Source organism: Kitasatospora sp. NPDC088783 (assembly GCF_044750705.1).
GTDB lineage: Bacteria > Actinomycetota > Actinomycetes > Streptomycetales > Streptomycetaceae > Kitasatospora > Kitasatospora fiedleri.
The window spans coordinates 363,862-379,423 of the sequence record NZ_JBIVKJ010000008.1; the positions used below are offsets into that span (position 1 = coordinate 363,862).

13 protein-coding genes are annotated in these 15,562 nt (G+C 71.2%); 10 read left to right on the forward strand and 3 right to left on the reverse strand.

The features are described 5' to 3' along the window. Positions 1-129 precede the first annotated feature (129 nt). The 6 genes from ACIP60_RS23940 (at position 130) to ACIP60_RS23965 (ending at position 4,180) form a co-directional block, all read left to right on the forward strand. On the forward strand, positions 130-828 hold the full coding sequence (locus tag ACIP60_RS23940; protein ID WP_400687509.1) for a hypothetical protein: 699 nt from the start codon (positions 130-132) through the stop codon (positions 826-828). A 112-nt stretch (positions 829-940) separates the two neighbouring features. Then, a complete protein-coding gene (gene lysX, locus ACIP60_RS23945; RefSeq protein ID WP_400687511.1) occupies positions 941-2,518 on the forward strand; it encodes a bifunctional lysylphosphatidylglycerol synthetase/lysine--tRNA ligase LysX in 1,578 nt (525 codons plus the stop codon). Between the two features lie 3 nt (positions 2,519-2,521). Continuing rightward, positions 2,522-2,674 (forward strand): hypothetical protein, encoded by a 153-nt coding sequence (locus ACIP60_RS23950; protein ID WP_199528246.1) that lies wholly within the window; start codon positions 2,522-2,524, stop codon positions 2,672-2,674. Between the two features lie 104 nt (positions 2,675-2,778). Then, positions 2,779-3,171, forward strand: a complete 393-nt coding sequence (locus ACIP60_RS23955) for a BlaI/MecI/CopY family transcriptional regulator (protein WP_400687513.1) — start codon at positions 2,779-2,781, stop codon at positions 3,169-3,171. A gap of 11 nt (positions 3,172-3,182) precedes the next feature. Further along, the gene (locus tag ACIP60_RS23960) at positions 3,183-3,710 is read left to right on the forward strand and encodes an amino-acid N-acetyltransferase (RefSeq protein WP_100837686.1); all 528 of its coding nucleotides are present in this window, start codon (positions 3,183-3,185) and stop codon (positions 3,708-3,710) included. 104 nt (positions 3,711-3,814) lie between these two features. Next, positions 3,815-4,180 (forward strand): Lsr2 family protein, encoded by a 366-nt coding sequence (locus tag ACIP60_RS23965; protein WP_100837685.1) that lies wholly within the window; start codon positions 3,815-3,817, stop codon positions 4,178-4,180. A gap of 41 nt (positions 4,181-4,221) precedes the next feature. Here ACIP60_RS23965 and ACIP60_RS23970 read toward each other — a convergent pair whose 3' ends face one another. After that, positions 4,222-4,653, reverse strand: coding sequence for a hypothetical protein (locus ACIP60_RS23970; RefSeq protein WP_400687516.1), 432 nt, complete (start codon positions 4,651-4,653; stop codon positions 4,222-4,224). A gap of 465 nt (positions 4,654-5,118) precedes the next feature. Here ACIP60_RS23970 and ACIP60_RS23975 point away from each other — a divergent pair, with 465 nt between their 5' ends. After that, a complete protein-coding gene (locus tag ACIP60_RS23975; protein WP_100837683.1) occupies positions 5,119-7,638 on the forward strand; it encodes an ATP-dependent Clp protease ATP-binding subunit in 2,520 nt (839 codons plus the stop codon). Between the two features lie 439 nt (positions 7,639-8,077). Next, positions 8,078-10,357, forward strand: coding sequence for an immune inhibitor A domain-containing protein (locus tag ACIP60_RS23980; protein ID WP_400687609.1), 2,280 nt, complete (start codon positions 8,078-8,080; stop codon positions 10,355-10,357). A gap of 87 nt (positions 10,358-10,444) precedes the next feature. Here ACIP60_RS23980 and ACIP60_RS23985 read toward each other — a convergent pair whose 3' ends face one another. Continuing rightward, positions 10,445-11,551, reverse strand: coding sequence for a threonine aldolase family protein (locus ACIP60_RS23985; protein WP_400687518.1), 1,107 nt, complete (start codon positions 11,549-11,551; stop codon positions 10,445-10,447). Positions 11,552-11,915: 364 nt separating this feature from the next. Here ACIP60_RS23985 and ACIP60_RS23990 point away from each other — a divergent pair, with 364 nt between their 5' ends. Further along, entirely contained in the window at positions 11,916-12,980 is a 1,065-nt protein-coding gene (locus tag ACIP60_RS23990; protein ID WP_400687520.1) for a M23 family metallopeptidase, read from the forward strand. Between the two features lie 36 nt (positions 12,981-13,016). Here the strand turns inward: ACIP60_RS23990 and ACIP60_RS23995 are convergent, their stop codons facing one another. Further along, positions 13,017-13,613, reverse strand: coding sequence for a TetR/AcrR family transcriptional regulator (locus tag ACIP60_RS23995; RefSeq protein ID WP_400687522.1), 597 nt, complete (start codon positions 13,611-13,613; stop codon positions 13,017-13,019). A gap of 209 nt (positions 13,614-13,822) precedes the next feature. Here ACIP60_RS23995 and ACIP60_RS24000 point away from each other — a divergent pair, with 209 nt between their 5' ends. Then, on the forward strand, positions 13,823-15,439 hold the full coding sequence (locus ACIP60_RS24000; RefSeq protein WP_400687524.1) for an MDR family MFS transporter: 1,617 nt from the start codon (positions 13,823-13,825) through the stop codon (positions 15,437-15,439). The last annotated feature ends 123 nt before the right edge of the window (positions 15,440-15,562 follow it).

Consider the following 15,562-nt stretch of genomic DNA (forward strand, 5'->3'; position numbering starts at 1 on the left):
GCCCCGGCGGGCGCCGGGGCCCGCCGCGTTCCCGGGGCGCGGGCGGCCCGCGGGCCATCTCATAGGCCAATCGGGACAAACACGTCATCAATCGCCATAAGTCGGACGTACGACACGTACTGTCGACCCATGCCAACGCCACACGGATCGCGCGGCGGCATGGCCTTCAGCGCCGATGAAGTCCGGGTGCTGCGCCGTGTCCTCGCCCAAGCCCTCTACCCGGCCGCGCCCGACCGGCTCCCGCTGCCCGCCGCGGCCGGCGAACTGTGGACCGAGGACGTCCAGGACGCGCTGCGGCTGACCGAGGCCATCGACGAGGCGGTCCAGGAGGGAGGGCGGCTGCGGGCCTTCATGCTCACCGACCTGGCCCGCTACCGGGCCGCCCTGCCCGGGAGCGTCGCGGGCTACCTGGACCGCCTGGAGGAGGCCGTCGCCGACGGCTACCTGCCCACCGCCGAGGACCTCTCGGCCCTGCGCTCGCTGTCCCGCCAGCCCTGCGGCCCGCCCGAACAGGCCCGCCGCTCCCGGCTCGCCGGGCGCTGCCACGCGCTCGCCGAGGCCGAGGTCCGCGAGCGGCTATCGCTGGGCTCCGGCCAGCGGCACCTCGCGGCGGTGCCCAGCCCGGCGTCCGAACCCCAGCCCGCCACCCCAGTCGGAGGACGGTCCCCGATGAACGACCAGCAGCCCCCGCACCCGGCCGAGCGCCCCCGCCCCCGCCGGATGCCCACCCCCGCCGAGCTGTTCGGCCGCCGCGCCCGCTCGGCCCCGCACCAGGAGCCCCCGGCCGACGAGGAGCACCCGGAACTCGCCACCGGCACCGACGGCTGACCGGCCGCCGCGCCCCGGGCCCCCTCCCCCCGGAGGGGGCTCCGCCGTTCCCGGCGCGCCCCCGCCGACATCCCGTGACGGAGCGGGCCGTGAGCCTGGCTACCCTGGTGGGGTGAGTGATCAGAGCACCGTCCCCGCGACCGACGACCTTCCCGAGCAGATGCGCGTCCGGCGCGAGAAGCTGGACCGGCTCCGGGCGGCCGGCGTCGACCCGTACCCGGTCGGCTTCCCCCGCACCACCACCATCGCCGAGCTGCGCGACAAGCACCCCGACCTGGCCGCGGACACCGCCACCGGCGAGCGGGTCGGCGTCACCGGCCGGGTGGTCCTGGCCCGCACCGGCGGCAAGCTCTGCTTCGCCACCCTGCGGGACGGCTCCGGCGACCTCCAGGTGATGCTCTCCCTGGACAGGCTGGGCGCCGAGCGGCTGGCCGCCTGGAAGGGCGACATCGACCTCGGCGACCAGGTCGGCGTCGAGGGCGAGGTGATCACCTCCAAGCGCGGCGAGCTCAGCGTGATGGTCGACCGCTGGGAGCTCACCGCCAAGTGCCTGCGCCCGCTGCCGGACAAGCACAAGGGCCTGAACGACCCGGAGGCCCGGGTCCGCCAGCGCTACGTGGACCTGATCGTCAACCCCGAGGCGCGCGAGATGCTCCAGCTGCGCACCCGGGTGATCCGCTCGATCCGCCGCACCTACGAGGACCGCGGCTACCTCGAGGTCGAGACCCCGATGCTGCAGCCGATCCACGGCGGCGCCAACGCCCGCCCGTTCACGACGCACATCAACGCGTACGGCATCGACCTGTACCTGCGCATCGCCACCGAGCTGTACCTCAAGCGCCTGGTGGTCGGCGGCGCCGAGAAGGTCTTCGAGATCAACCGGAACTTCCGCAACGAGGGCGCGGACGCCACCCACAACCCGGAGTTCACCGCCCTGGAGTCGTACGAGGCGTACGGCGACTACGACACCCAGGCCGAGCTGATCCGGGCGGTCATCGTCAACGCCGCCCGGGACGCGCTGGGCACCACCGTGGTCAGGGGCCTCGGCCCGGACGGCGCCGAGCACGAGATCGACCTGGCCGAGCCCTGGGAGGAGGTCTCGGTCTACCCGGGCATCTCCGCCCACCTGGGCACCGAGGTCACCCCGGCCACCTCCGCCGAGGAGCTGCGGAAGCTGGCCGCCGAGCACGGCCTGGGCGAGTACCTGGACCCGGCCTGGGACCACGGCCAGATCGTGCTGGAGCTGATCGAGCGCCTGCTGGAGCACCACGCGATCCGGCCGACCTTCATCAAGGACTACCCGACCTCGGTCTCCCCGCTGACCCGGCAGCACCGCTCGATCGAGGGCGTCGCGGAGAAGTGGGACCTGGTGATCTTCGGCACCGAGATCGGCACCGCCTACTCCGAGCTGATCGACCCGGTCGAGCAGCGCGCCCGGCTCACCGCGCAGTCGCTGCTGGCGGCCGGCGGCGACGTCGAGGCGATGCAGCTGGACGAGGACTTCCTGCGCGCCCTGGAGTACGCGATGCCGCCCACCGGCGGCCTCGGCCTGGGCGTGGACCGCCTGATCATGCTGCTCACCGGCAAGAACATCCGCGAGACGGTGCTCTTCCCGCTGGTGAAGCCGGAGAAGGCGGCGAAGAACGAGAGGACCGCCGCCGAGGGCGCGTCCGACCCGACCGAGGAGTAACCGATGGAGTACGTCAGCGCGATCGTCCCGCCGCTGGTCATGGCGGTCGGTTTCGCCTTCCTGGTGCGGGCCATCATCCGCAGCCAGGGCGGCGCCCAGAAGGCCAAGGAGGACGCCGCCGCCGAGGCCATGGCGGCGCGTTCCGCCGCCGAATAGCGGTCTCCGGGCCGGTGCGCCGTTCCCCCCTCCGGGGAGCGGCGCGCCGGTCCGTTTGCCGTTTGCCGCCTTTTGTCCGCATCGGTCCTATCCTTGGCGGCACTATGGTGCGGCAACTCGGAGAACTCGAGAACGACATCATGACCCGGGTGTGGCAGTGGAACCGCCCGGTCACGGTTCGGGAGGTTCTGCAGGATCTGCGGTCGGAACGCGAAATCGCGTACACCACCGTGATGACGGTGCTCGACAAGCTCTATCGAAAGGGCTGGGTGCGCCGGGAGCGCGCCGGGCGCGCATACCGATATGAGCCGGTCTCCTCCCGGGAGGCGTACACCGCCGCGCTGATGAACGACGCCTGGGCGACGAGCGACAATCCGGCCGCCGCCCTGGTGCACTTCTTCGGGATGATGTCCCCGGAACAGCGCGAGTGGTTGCGCGACGCGCTGCGGGTGGCGGGCGCCGATACCGACGAGACCGGGCCGCCCGCGGCACGATAACGTTCCCCGGCATGGAGGTCACCATCCGCCGTGCGCGGACCACCGACGTGCGCGCCGTCCGCCGGCTCATCGACGCGTACTCCCGGGACGGCATTCTGCTCGACAAGCCGACCGTCACACTGTTCGAATCCGTCCAGGAGTTCTGGGTCGCCGAACGCGACCAGGACGGCCGGGTGGTGGCCTGCGGCGCGCTCCACGTGATGTGGGAGGACCTCGCCGAGGTGCGCACCCTCGCGGTGGACCCGGTCTGCAAGGGCCTCGGTATCGGGCACCTGCTGCTGGACAAGCTGCTGGAGACCGCGCGCTGGCTCGGCGTCCGTCGGATTTTCTGCCTGACGTTCGAGGTTCCGTTCTTCTCGAAACACGGCTTCGTGGAGATCGGCGAAAACGACGATCGTACGGCAGACCCGGCGGCCGTGGCCACAGAAGTCTATGAAGAACTCCTGCGCTCGTACGACGAAGGCGTCGCCGAGTTCCTCGACCTGGAGCGGGTGAAGCCGAACACGCTGGGCAACTCGCGGATGCTGCTGCACCTGTGAGTCATGCCCCGCGGCACGACCGGCGACACAGGGGTTTGTGTTTTCCGGGAAAAGACGCTTTCCTTTCTCCAGGCAATGGATCGTTATCGCGGAAAGGGAAGCCCGTGGCACAGAGGGTTCAGGTCATTCTGGAAGACGATCTCGACGGCGGCTCCGCGGACGAGACGGTGACGTTCGCCCTGGACGGCGTGGCCTACGAGATCGACCTGAAGAGCGACAACGCGGAGAAGCTCCGCGACCTGCTCGCCCCGTACGTCGAGAAGGGCCGCAAGCAGAGCGGCCGGCTGACCGCCCCGCGGCGCGGCGGCAGCGGCGGCGGGCGCAGCGGCGGCGGCCGGTCCGCCGCGGCCGGCCAGGCCGACACCGCCAAGATCCGCACCTGGGCGAAGGAGAACGGCCTCCCGGTCAACGACCGCGGCCGCGTCCCGAGCAACGTGCGCGAGGCGTACGAGAAGGCCAACGCCTCCTGACGGCGGCTCCCGGGGGAGTCGCCCGAGCCCCGGCGGGGCTCTCAGCGGGCGGGCGGCAGGCCCAGCCGTTCCCGCGCGCAGGCGTCCGCGAGGGCGTCCAGCAGGTGCAGCAGGGCGGGCGAGCGCAGGTCCAGGGCGGGCCGCGGCGCTCCGGCCCGCAGCCAGTCGGCGGTCCGCGGTTCGGGCACCCGGGGGTCTCCCGGGTGCGCCGCCCGGGCCTCGATCGGCAGCCCCAGCTCCGGGCCCCAGCCCAGCCAGCGGAGCAGGTCGGGCACCGGCTCGGCGGCCCCCGGGGCGAGCAGGAAGACGGCCCGGCCGGACTGCCGCAGCACCGGCCCGGTGGGGCGGCCCAGCCGCTCCAGCCGGCCCAGCGCGGCCCGCGCGGGCCCCAGCGGCGCGGTCACCCGGTCCGAGCCGCGCCAGCCGACCGCCGCACGGGGTGCGGCCGGGGCGGGCGGCGGCGGACGGGTCACGACCTGTGCAACGCTGGAGGGGCCGGGCGGTCACGCGACCGCCACCGGAACGGCGGTGAGCCGCCCGCAGCCGACCTGACGGCCCGTCATCCAGGTCCCCGGTCGGCAGACTTCTCGCCAGGCGAACACAGACCCCCGGGAAACCACGCGAAACCCGCCGGATTACCGGGTATGAATGCTGGTGGACGGGCTCCGCGGAGTCCGCCCGCAGCACACCGCGGGGCCGGTCCGCCGGTTCCGCCGGACCGTGTTCGCCGTTGGCGTAGCGGGATCCGGTGCATCGGGCCCGTCGCTGGGAACACCGTCTCCCAGCATCAGGTTGGGAAAGGTGTCGGCTGGTCGCGCAGCATGTTGCTCCCGCTCCGTGGGAGTTCCGTAGCCGCGCTGCTGAGCGGGACTAGCATGCGGAAGGACAGGGCGGGGACGGCCCCCGAACTGACCGACCGCTCTGAGGAGCGATTAACGATGTTCGAGAGGTTCACCGACCGCGCGCGGCGGGTTGTCGTCCTGGCACAGGAAGAAGCCCGGATGCTCAACCACAACTACATCGGCACCGAGCACATCCTCCTGGGCCTGATCCACGAGGGCGAGGGTGTCGCCGCAAAGGCGCTGGAGAGCCTCGGCATCTCGCTCGAGGCGGTCCGCCAGCAGGTGGAGGAGATCATCGGCCAGGGCCAGCAGGCCCCGTCCGGGCACATCCCCTTCACCCCCCGGGCGAAGAAGGTCCTGGAGCTGTCGCTCCGCGAGGCGCTTCAGCTCGGCCACAACTACATCGGCACCGAGCACATCCTGCTCGGCCTGATCCGCGAGGGCGAGGGCGTCGCCGCCCAGGTCCTGGTGAAGCTCGGCGCCGACCTGAACCGGGTGCGCCAGCAGGTCATCCAGCTGCTGTCCGGCTACCAGACCGGCAGCGGCAAGGAGTCGGCCACGGCCGGCGGTCCCGCCGAGGGCACCCCCTCCACCTCCCTGGTGCTCGACCAGTTCGGGCGCAACCTGACGCAGGCCGCCCGCGAGGCCAAGCTCGACCCGGTGATCGGGCGCGAGAAGGAGATCGAGCGGGTCATGCAGGTGCTGTCCCGCCGCACCAAGAACAACCCGGTGCTGATCGGCGAGCCCGGCGTCGGCAAGACCGCCGTCGTCGAGGGCCTGGCCCAGGCGATCGTCAAGGGCGAGGTCCCGGAGACGCTGAAGGACAAGCAGCTCTACACGCTGGACCTCGGCGCCCTGGTGGCCGGCTCGCGCTACCGCGGTGACTTCGAGGAGCGCCTGAAGAAGGTGCTCAAGGAGATCCGCACCCGCGGCGACATCATCCTGTTCATCGACGAGCTCCACACCCTGGTGGGTGCGGGCGCCGCCGAGGGCGCGATCGACGCCGCCTCCATCCTGAAGCCGATGCTGGCCCGCGGCGAGCTGCAGACCATCGGCGCCACCACGCTGGACGAGTACCGCAAGCACCTGGAGAAGGACGCCGCGCTGGAGCGCCGCTTCCAGCCGATCCAGGTCGCCGAGCCCTCGCTCCCGCACACCATCGAGATCCTCAAGGGCCTGCGCGACCGGTACGAGGCGCACCACCGGGTCTCGATCACCGACGCCGCCCTGGTCGCCGCCGCCACCCTGGCCGACCGGTACATCTCGGACCGCTTCCTGCCGGACAAGGCGATCGACCTGATCGACGAGGCCGGTTCCCGGATGCGCATCCGCCGGATGACCGCGCCGCCGGACCTGCGCGAGTTCGACGAGAAGATCGCCGACGTGCGCCGGGAGAAGGAGTCCGCGATCGACGCGCAGGACTTCGAGAAGGCCGCGTCGCTGCGCGACAACGAGAAGCAGCTGCTCCAGGCGAAGGCCAAGCGGGAGAAGGAGTGGAAGGCCGGCGACATGGACGTCGTGGCCGAGGTGGACGAGGAGCTCATCGCCGAGGTCCTGGCCACCGCCACCGGCATCCCGGTCTTCAAGCTGACCGAGGAGGAGTCCTCGCGCCTGCTGCGCATGGAGGACGAGCTGCACAAGCGGGTCATCGGCCAGGAGGACGCGATCAAGGCGCTCTCCCAGGCGATCCGCCGCACCCGGGCGGGTCTGAAGGACCCGAAGCGCCCCGGTGGCTCGTTCATCTTCGCCGGCCCGTCCGGCGTCGGTAAGACCGAGCTGTCCAAGACCCTGGCGGAGTTCCTGTTCGGGGACGAGGACGCGCTGATCGCGCTGGACATGTCCGAGTTCTCGGAGAAGCACACCGTCTCCCGGCTGTTCGGCTCCCCGCCCGGCTACGTGGGCTACGAGGAGGGCGGCCAGCTCACCGAGAAGGTGCGTCGCAAGCCGTTCTCGGTGGTCCTGTTCGACGAGGTCGAGAAGGCCCACCCGGACATCTTCAACTCGCTGCTGCAGATCCTGGAGGACGGTCGCCTGACCGACTCCCAGGGCCGGGTCGTGGACTTCAAGAACACGGTCATCATCATGACCACCAACCTCGGCACCCGGGACATCTCCAAGGGCTTCAACCTGGGCTTCGCCGCCACGGGTGACGTCCAGGCCGGCTACGAGCGGATGAAGGCGAAGGTCGGCGAGGAGCTCAAGCAGCACTTCCGCCCCGAGTTCCTGAACCGCGTCGACGACATCGTGGTCTTCCACCAGCTGTCCGAGGCGAACATCATCGAGATCGTCGACCTGATGATCGCCCGGGTCGACCAGCGGATGAAGGACCGCGACATGGGCATCGAGCTCAGCGTCGAGGCCAAGCAGCTGCTGGCCAAGCGCGGCTACGACCCGATCCTGGGCGCGCGTCCGCTGCGCCGCACGATCCAGCGGGAGATCGAGGACCACCTGTCCGAGAAGATCCTGTTCGGTGAGCTGCGGGCCGGCCACATCGTGGTGGTCGGTGTGGAGGGCGAGGGCAAGGAAGCCAAGTTCACCTTCCGCGGTGAGGAGAAGTCCCCGGTGGCGGACACTCCCGCGGCGGTCTCGGCGGCCGGTCCGGACCTGACCAAGTAATAGCCCCGCAAAGCGTTCGGCAAGCCGCCGCCCCCGACCTGATCAGGTCGGGGGCGGCGGTTTTCTGCCGTCCTGCTCTTCAGTTGAAAAACTGTTTAGGTTTCCGTGTGCTGTGAATGCGGCCGGGCGGCCCGCCGAACGGGTGGACCGCGGCGCGGTGCGGGCACGACCGACCCGTGGCGGGCAGGAACGGTAGGTAGGTTGACGGACCGTCAGGGAAACCGGGATGCGGGAGCATAGCGGCGTGGCCACACCAGGGTCAAGGTCTTTCTTTTTTACCGGACCTTGGGTCAAATGTCGTCCACCTGTCTTGCATTGGTTCACCGGTTCGGCCAACCAGCCCGACCGGTAAGGGGAGGACGTCACCACGTTGAAGATAACCAAGAGGGCTGTCGCGGCTTCCGCCGCCATCGCGGTGACCGCCGCGCTGGGCGCCGGAATGCTCCCGGGGACCGCCACCGCCGCCCCCGCGACCAAGACGGTCACCGACCCGGCCGAGGCGCTCCAGAACGACAGCGTCCCGCGCGAACTGCAGAGCCCGCTGGCCGACAAGCAGCAGGCCGAGCAGACCGCCGCGGTGGAGCAGTTGGTCAACGGCACCGCGAAGGTCGAGCAGCACGGCAGCGGCTCCTCGATCAAGCTGGGCCGCGACAAGTACGTCGAGCTGTCCCGCGAGCGCACCGACAAGATCTTCACGATCCTGGTCGACTTCGGCACCCAGGTGGACACCACCAGCACGACTCCGGACGGCAAGGTCAAGTACGGCGGCACCCCCGGCCCGGCGCACAACCAGATCGCCGCCCCGGACCGCAAGAACGACAACTCGACGGCCTGGCAGGCGGACTACAACCAGGCGCACTACCAGGACATCTACTTCGCGAAGAACAAGCCCTCGCTGAAGACGTACTACGAGCGCCAGTCCTCCGGCCGGTACTCGGTCGACGGCCTGGTCACCGACTGGGTGCGGGTGCCGTGGAACGAGGCCCGCTACGGCTCGGACTACTGCGGCCAGCACGTCTGCGCCAACGCGCAGGACCTGATCCGCGACGGCATCGACGCCTGGGTCGCCGACCAGAAGGCCAAGGGCCGCACCGACGCCCAGATCAAGGCCGACCTGGCGCAGTACGACCAGTGGGACCGCTACGACTACGACGGCGACGGCAACTTCAACGAGCCGGACGGCTACCTGGACCACTTCCAGATCGTCCACGCCGGTGAGGACCAGTCGGCCGGCGGCGGCGTCCAGGGCACCGACGCGCTGTGGGCGCACCGCTCCTACGCGTACGCCAACCAGGCCGGCAAGACCGGCCCGGACAACAACAAGCTCGGCGGCACCCAGATCGGCGCCACCGGCCTGTGGGTCGGCGACTACACCATGCAGCCGGAGAACGGCGGCCTGGGCGTGTTCGCCCACGAGTACGGCCACGACCTGGGCCTGCCGGACCTGTACGACACCTCCGGCCAGGGCATCGACAACTCGGTCGGCTTCTGGTCGCTGATGTCCTCCGGCTCCTGGCTGGGCGAGGGCAAGAACGAGATCGGCGACATGCCGAACGACCTCGACGTCTGGTCGAAGCTCAAGCTGGGCTGGCTGAACTACGACACCGCCAAGGCCGGCAAGGAGTCGCTCTCGCTGCTCGGCCCGGTCGAGTACAACAGCAAGCGCAAGCAGGGCCTGATCGTCAACCTGCCGGCGAAGACCGTCACCACCGAGGTCAACACCCCGTTCGAGGGTGCCAACGAGTGGTGGAGCGGCAGCGCCGACGACCTGAACGTCGCGCTGACCCGTGACCTGGACCTGACCGGGAAGACCTCGGCCACGCTGACCGCGAAGGCCTGGTTCGACCTGGAGACGGACTACGACTACGCGTACGCCGAGGTCTCCACCGACGGCGGCAAGAACTGGACCCCGCTGGCCGGCACCTTCAACGGCACCGCGCTGCCGGACAACGCCATCAACGGCTCCAGCAACGGCGCCTGGGGCGACCTGTCCTTCCCGCTGGACGCGTACGCCGGCAAGGCCGTCAAGATCCGCTTCCACAACACCACCGACGGCGGTGTCCACTACAAGGGCCTGGCCCTGGACAACATCGCGGTGACCGCGGACGGCGCGGCCCTGTTCACCGACGGCGCCGAGAACGGCGACAACGGCTGGACCGCCACCGGGTTCTCCCGGATCACCGGCAAGTTCGCCAAGGACTACGACCAGCACTACCTGGTCGAGAACCGCCAGTACGTCTCGTACGACACCACGCTGAAGACCGGCCCGTACAACTTCGGCTCGGCCGCCCGTCCGGACTGGGTGGAGCACTACGCCAACCAGAACGGCATCCTGATCTGGCTGTGGGACTCCTCGCAGTCGGACAACAACGTGGCCAACCACCCGGGCCAGGGCCTGATCCTCCCGATCGACGCCCACCCGGCCCCGCTGAAGTGGAGCGACGGCACGCTGCTGCGCCCGCGCTTCCAGGGCTACGACTCGACCTTCGGCTTCGAGCGCACCGACGGCCTGAACATCCACAAGGCCGACGTGCTCACCAAGATCCCGAGCTCGCGCGGTGTGACGGTCTTCAACGACCACACCACCAAGTACTGGTCGGCCGACAACCCGTACAGCAGCGTCCAGGTCCCGGACACCGGCACCCAGATCGAGGTGCTGTGGCAGTCCTACAACGACCTGGAGGCCCTGATCCACGTCAAGCCGGTCCGGAAGAAGTGACCCGGCGGCGGTAGCGACAGCGAGGGCCCCGGCGGTTTCCGAACCGCCGGGGCCCTTCGCGTGCCCGGCGCACCCCGGGCGGGCCGGTCAGAGCAGGGCCAGGAAGTCCTCCAGCGCCTCGGTGACCTCCTCGGCGCTCCACTCGGCGGCGTCGGCGGCCACCGTCACCTCGGTCATCGACAGGCCGGGCTGCGGGCCCGGCTCGCGCCAGGCGCCGAACAGCGCGACGCCCTGCTCCTCGGCCTGCCGCAGACCGGCCTCGTTCAGGCGGTCGGCGGGGTGCGGCAGCCAGAACTGGAACTGGTGGGTGTGCGGCGGCTCGGGGTGCACCCGGGCGCCCGGGGCGCCGGCGAGCGCGGCGGCGACCACCTTGGCGTGCGCCACGTACCCGGGCAGCCGGGGCAGCTCGCGGTCCAGGCCGGCCAGCGCGGAGAGCACCGCCGGCCACTGCTGCCAGAGGTTGCCGCCGTAGCGGTGCCGCCAGACCCGCAGCCGGCGCACGTACTCCTCCTCGCCGGCCACCAGGGCGCCGCTGTGGCCGCCGAGCGACTTGTAGCAGGAGACGTACACCGAGCCAGCCCGGGCGCAGACCTCCGGCAGGGTGCGGCCCAGGTGCGGGGCGGACTCCCAGAGCCGGGCCCCGTCCAGGTGGACCGGGCGGCCCTGGCGCTCGGCCAGTTCGTACAGCGCCTCCAGCTCGGCCCAGTCGGGCAGCAGGAAGCCGGCGTCGCGCAGCGGCAGCTCCAGCATCAGCACGTCGTACGGCTCGTCCAGGGCGGCCAGCTCGGCGGCGGCGGGGTGCCGGGGGGCGGTGGTCTGCGGGACGCTGCGCAGGCCGGAGAGCACCTGGTGGGCGCGGCGCTCGTGCACCTCGGGGTGGGCGAGCGGGTGCATGGCGACCACCGGGCCGTGGGTGTCGGCCCAGGTCTTGAGGGCGGCCTGCTGGGCCATCGTCCCGGTCGGGAAGTAGGCGGCGTCGGGCTTGCCGAGCAGGTCGGCGGTGCGCCGCTCCAGGGTGCGGACGACGCCGCTGCCGTACATGTCGACGGGCTCGTCCAGCGGGAGGGGGCAGTCGTCCAGGGCGGCCAGGGCGGCGAGCGCCTCGCGGACGGTCTGCGGGCGGCCGCCGGAGAGCAGGCGGTCGGCCTGGCGGCGGGCCCGGAAGCGGCGGTCCTGAACAGGGGTGTCGTTCATCAGCTGATCATCTCCGACGGGGGGGTTCCCCGGCCGGGGCCGGGGGCGGGTGGATCGGATCGCGCAGCTGGTTCGAAAGCCGGTTCTACCCGGGCCGGTTCGGGCCCAAACCGGGCGCTCGCCGGTGGCGCTGCTCACAGCACATTTCCGACATACGACCCACGGTAGGAGGTTTGGGGCGCGAAAAGCCGTTCCGCCCGAGGCTCCGAGGGGGTATTCCCCGCCCCTCACGCACTACCGGCCGTCGTAGGTCACACTCTTGGGCCTGCGCATCCGGTTCGTTTACACCGGAGTCGTTCCACCAGTTCGGCGAGTCGCACCGACTCGGCCCCGCACTGGCCCCGTCCGTGAGGTACCGACTCCGATGCGTTCTCTCCCCGCCACCGGCCGCCGGGTTCTCCAGGCGATCAGCACCGGCCACGTCCGTTCCGTGCTCTCCTCCGCGCCGCTGACCACCGCCCGACTGGCCCCCGCCAAGGCGATCGCCTCCGGCGCCGCGGTGGTCGCCGCCGGCGCCCTGCTGATCCCCACCGGGCAGGCCATCGCGCAGAGCGGGCACCCGGCCGACCACGCCGCCGCGGCCACCGCCGCCACCGGCACCGCCACCACCGCCACCACCGCCGTGCAGGACTTCCGCCTGCCGGTCCAGGCCGAGCAGCCGAGCGAGCAGACCGCCGCGGTCAAGGCCGCAGTCGTCGCCTCGCTGGGCGGCGGCTCCGGGGCGGACGCCCCGGCCCAGACCCGGACCCAGGACGAGTCGGCCTCCCGCGGCGAGGAGCGCACCGAGCTGCGGGCCGCCGGGCAGAGCGACGAGCAGCAGGCCGCCCAGCAGCAGGCCGCCGCCGACCAGCAGGCCGCGGAGCAGCAGGCCGCCCAGGCCGCCGCGGAGCAGCAGGCGGCGCAGGCGGCGGCCGAGCAGGCCGCCCAGCAGCAGGCCGCCGAGCAGCAGGCGGCCCAGGCCGCCGCCGAGCAGGCCGCTGCCGAGCAGGCCGCCCAGCAGGCCGCCGCCGCCGCGAAGCCGGCCTGGTCCTCCCCGGCGCCGGGCGCGACGATCAGCAACCCGTACCACAAGACCAACGCGGCGTACGCGGCCGGCTACCACACCGGCACCGACTTCGCGGTCTCGGTCGGCACCCCGGTGCTGGCGGTCGGCGACGCCACCGTGGTGTCCTCCGGCTACGCGGGCGCCTACGGCAACCAGATCGTGCTGAAGCTCTCCGACGGCCGCTTCGCCCAGTACGCGCACCTGTCGCAGCTGGGCGTGAAGGCCGGGCAGCACGTGGACGCGGGCGACCAGGTCGGCAAGTCCGGCAACACCGGCAACTCGCACGGCCCGCACCTGCACTTCGAGATCCGCACCGCCAACCAGTACGCGAAGGTGATCGACCCGGTCGGCTACCTGAAGCAGCACGGCGCGACCAACTTCTGATCCGCCGCCCGCCGCACCCCGCCGAGCCGTCCGCGCCTACCGCGCGGGCGGCTCGATGCGTGCCGCGACCTCCAGGGCGACCTCCAGGGCCGCGTCCATCGCCTCCTCGACCGAGGGGCCCGGCCGGTCGGGCTCGCAGAGGTCCGCCTTGAGCAGGAACATCGCCGAGTGCATGGAGGTCAGCGCCACGGTGGCGCGCAGCCGGTCGCGGAAGGTCGGCTCCGGCCCGTGCAGCAGGCCGATCATCCGGATCATCCGGTCCTTGAACGCCAGCCCGGCCGCGGACTCCCGCAGCGCGGGCTGGTTCTCGTGGAAGAAGCGCAGCAGCGGGGCCCGCTCGCCCATCCCGGCCGCGAAGCGGCGCAGCAGCTCGTCGCGGAGTCCGGGCGACCAGGGCCTGCCCTCGCCGTAGGCGATGGCGTCGTCGAGCGGGGCGGCCATCTTCTCCACGATGCCGCGGACGATGTCGTCCTTGGTCTTGAAGTGGTAGTAGAGGGCGGCCTTGGTGACGCCGAGGCGGTCGGCGATCTCCCGCAGCGAGGTCTTCTCGTAGCCGTGCTCGGCGAACAGCTCCAGGGCCACGTCGATGATCCGCGCTCTGGTGTCGCTGCGGGGGCTCTGGGTGGTGGTCATCGCTGGCGGCCTGCCTCTTAAGCGGGGAGCGGACGGGTGTCAAGGTCCGGTTCTCTCGGCATTCTCCCTGCCCAGAGGGGCTGCTTCGAAACTGGCTTGACGACCGGCTAGGGAACAACCTACCGTGCCGGACGACGATTAACTAGCCGGTCGTCAAGTAAGTACCGCCGCGGCACCCCGCGGCTCCTGCGCCCCGGGAGAGACGCACCATGACAACCCAGCAGTCCGAGGCGGTTCCGGAGGAGCCGTCGGTCGAACTCGGGAAGCCCGACGAGTTCGAGCAGCGCCCGCACCGCGAAGTCCGCCTGGTGATGGTCGGCCTGGTGATCACCATGCTGCTCGCCATGCTCGACAACCTGATCGTCGGCACCGCGATGCCGACCATCGTCGGCGAACTGAACGGCGCCGAGCACATGTCCTGGGTGGTGACGGCCTACACCCTGGCCACCGCCGCCTCCACCCCGATCTGGGGCAAGGTCGGCGACCTGTACGGCCGCAAGGGCTCGTTCCTGGTCTCGATCGCCATCTTCCTGCTCGGCTCGGCGCTGTCCGGCCTGTCGCAGACCATGGACCAGTTGATCGCCTTCCGGGCCGTCCAGGGCCTGGGCGCCGGCGGTCTGATGGTCGGCGTGATGTCGATCATGGGCGCGCTGGTGCTGCCCCGCGACCGCGGCAAGTACCAGGGCATGTTCGCCGCCGTGATGGCGCTGGCCACCGTCGGCGGCCCGTTGATCGGCGGCTTCATCACCGACCACCTGAGCTGGCGCTGGACGTTCTACGTCAACCTGCCGCTGGGCGCGATCGCGCTGGCCTTCGTCGTCGTCGTGCTGAAGCTGCCCAAGGTCCGCTCCAACGCGAAGATCGACTACTTCGGCGCGGTCCTGCTCACCGTCGGAATCGTCTCGGCCGTACTGATCACCACCTGGGGCGGCCACGAGTACGCCTGGGGCTCGAAGCAGATCCTCGGCCTGGGCGCGCTCGGCGTGGCCTCGCTGATCGGCTTCTGCTACGTCGAGCAGCGGGTCGCCGAGCCGATCCTGCCGCTCAAGCTGTTCCGCAACCGGAACTTCACCATGGTCTCGATCATCGGCTTCATCGTCGGTTTCTCGATGTTCGGCGCGGTGACCTTCCTGCCCACCTACCAGCAGATCGTCCAGGGCGCCTCGGCGACCAACTCCGGCCTGCTGCTGATGCCGATGATGTTCGGCATGCTGGTGATCTCGCTGGTGGTCGGCCAGGCCATCACCCGGACCGGCAAGTACCGGATCTACCCGATCATCGGCACCGCGGTGATGGCCGGCGGCTCGCTGCTGCTGTCCACCCTCTCGGTGGACACCACCAGCTTCGCCTCCTCCTGCTACATGGTGGTGCTCGGCGCCGGCATGGGCTTCCTGATGCAGGTCACCATGCTGGTCGCGCAGAACAGCGTGGAGATGAAGGACATGGGCGTCGCCTCGTCCTCCGCCACCCTGTTCCGCACCATCGGCGGCTCGTTCGGCGTCGCGCTGTTCGGCACCCTGTACATCAACCAGGTCAACGACTCCGTCAGGACCCTCCCCCCGGAGACCCTGGCCAAGATGGCCCAGAGCGGCGGCGGCGAGGGCATGTCGGCGATGAACCCGGCCACCCTGAAGCAGCTGCCGGCGAACGTGCTCAACGCCTACCAGCACGGCATCTCCAACGGCATGCACACCGTCTTCCTGTGGGGCACGGTGATCAGCCTGGTCGCCGTCGTCGCCGCGCTGTTCGTGCGCGAGGTCAAGCTCCGCGGCGGCGCGGACGCCGCCGAGGCCAAGGCCGAGGCCGCCCTGGAGGGCGCGCTCTGACGCCCCCCGCGGCCTGAACGCGCGGCGGCCCCGGGCCCCCCCCGGGGCCCGGGCGCCCCCCCGCCGCGGGCCCCCCCCCCGGGCCCCCGGGGGGGCCCCCCCCCCCCCCGGCCCCCCCGCCCC

What these genes read in the sequence shown, in the direction of transcription:
- ACIP60_RS23940 (WP_400687509.1), top strand. Translation starts at nt 130, where the DNA reads ATGCCAACGCCACACGGATCGCGCGGCGGCATGGCCTTCAGCGCCGAT.
- ACIP60_RS23950 (WP_199528246.1), top strand. Translation starts at nt 2,522, where the DNA reads ATGGAGTACGTCAGCGCGATCGTCCCGCCGCTGGTCATGGCGGTCGGT.
- ACIP60_RS23955 (WP_400687513.1), top strand. Translation starts at nt 2,779, where the DNA reads ATGGTGCGGCAACTCGGAGAACTCGAGAACGACATCATGACCCGGGTG.
- ACIP60_RS23960 (WP_100837686.1), top strand. Translation starts at nt 3,183, where the DNA reads ATGGAGGTCACCATCCGCCGTGCGCGGACCACCGACGTGCGCGCCGTC.
- ACIP60_RS23975 (WP_100837683.1), top strand. Translation starts at nt 5,119, where the DNA reads ATGTTCGAGAGGTTCACCGACCGCGCGCGGCGGGTTGTCGTCCTGGCA.
- ACIP60_RS23980 (WP_400687609.1), top strand. Translation starts at nt 8,078, where the DNA reads ATGCTCCCGGGGACCGCCACCGCCGCCCCCGCGACCAAGACGGTCACC.
- ACIP60_RS23985 (WP_400687518.1), bottom strand. Translation starts at nt 11,551, where the DNA reads ATGAACGACACCCCTGTTCAGGACCGCCGCTTCCGGGCCCGCCGCCAG.
- ACIP60_RS23990 (WP_400687520.1), top strand. Translation starts at nt 11,916, where the DNA reads ATGCGTTCTCTCCCCGCCACCGGCCGCCGGGTTCTCCAGGCGATCAGC.
- ACIP60_RS23995 (WP_400687522.1), bottom strand. Translation starts at nt 13,613, where the DNA reads ATGACCACCACCCAGAGCCCCCGCAGCGACACCAGAGCGCGGATCATC.
- ACIP60_RS24000 (WP_400687524.1), top strand. Translation starts at nt 13,823, where the DNA reads ATGACAACCCAGCAGTCCGAGGCGGTTCCGGAGGAGCCGTCGGTCGAA.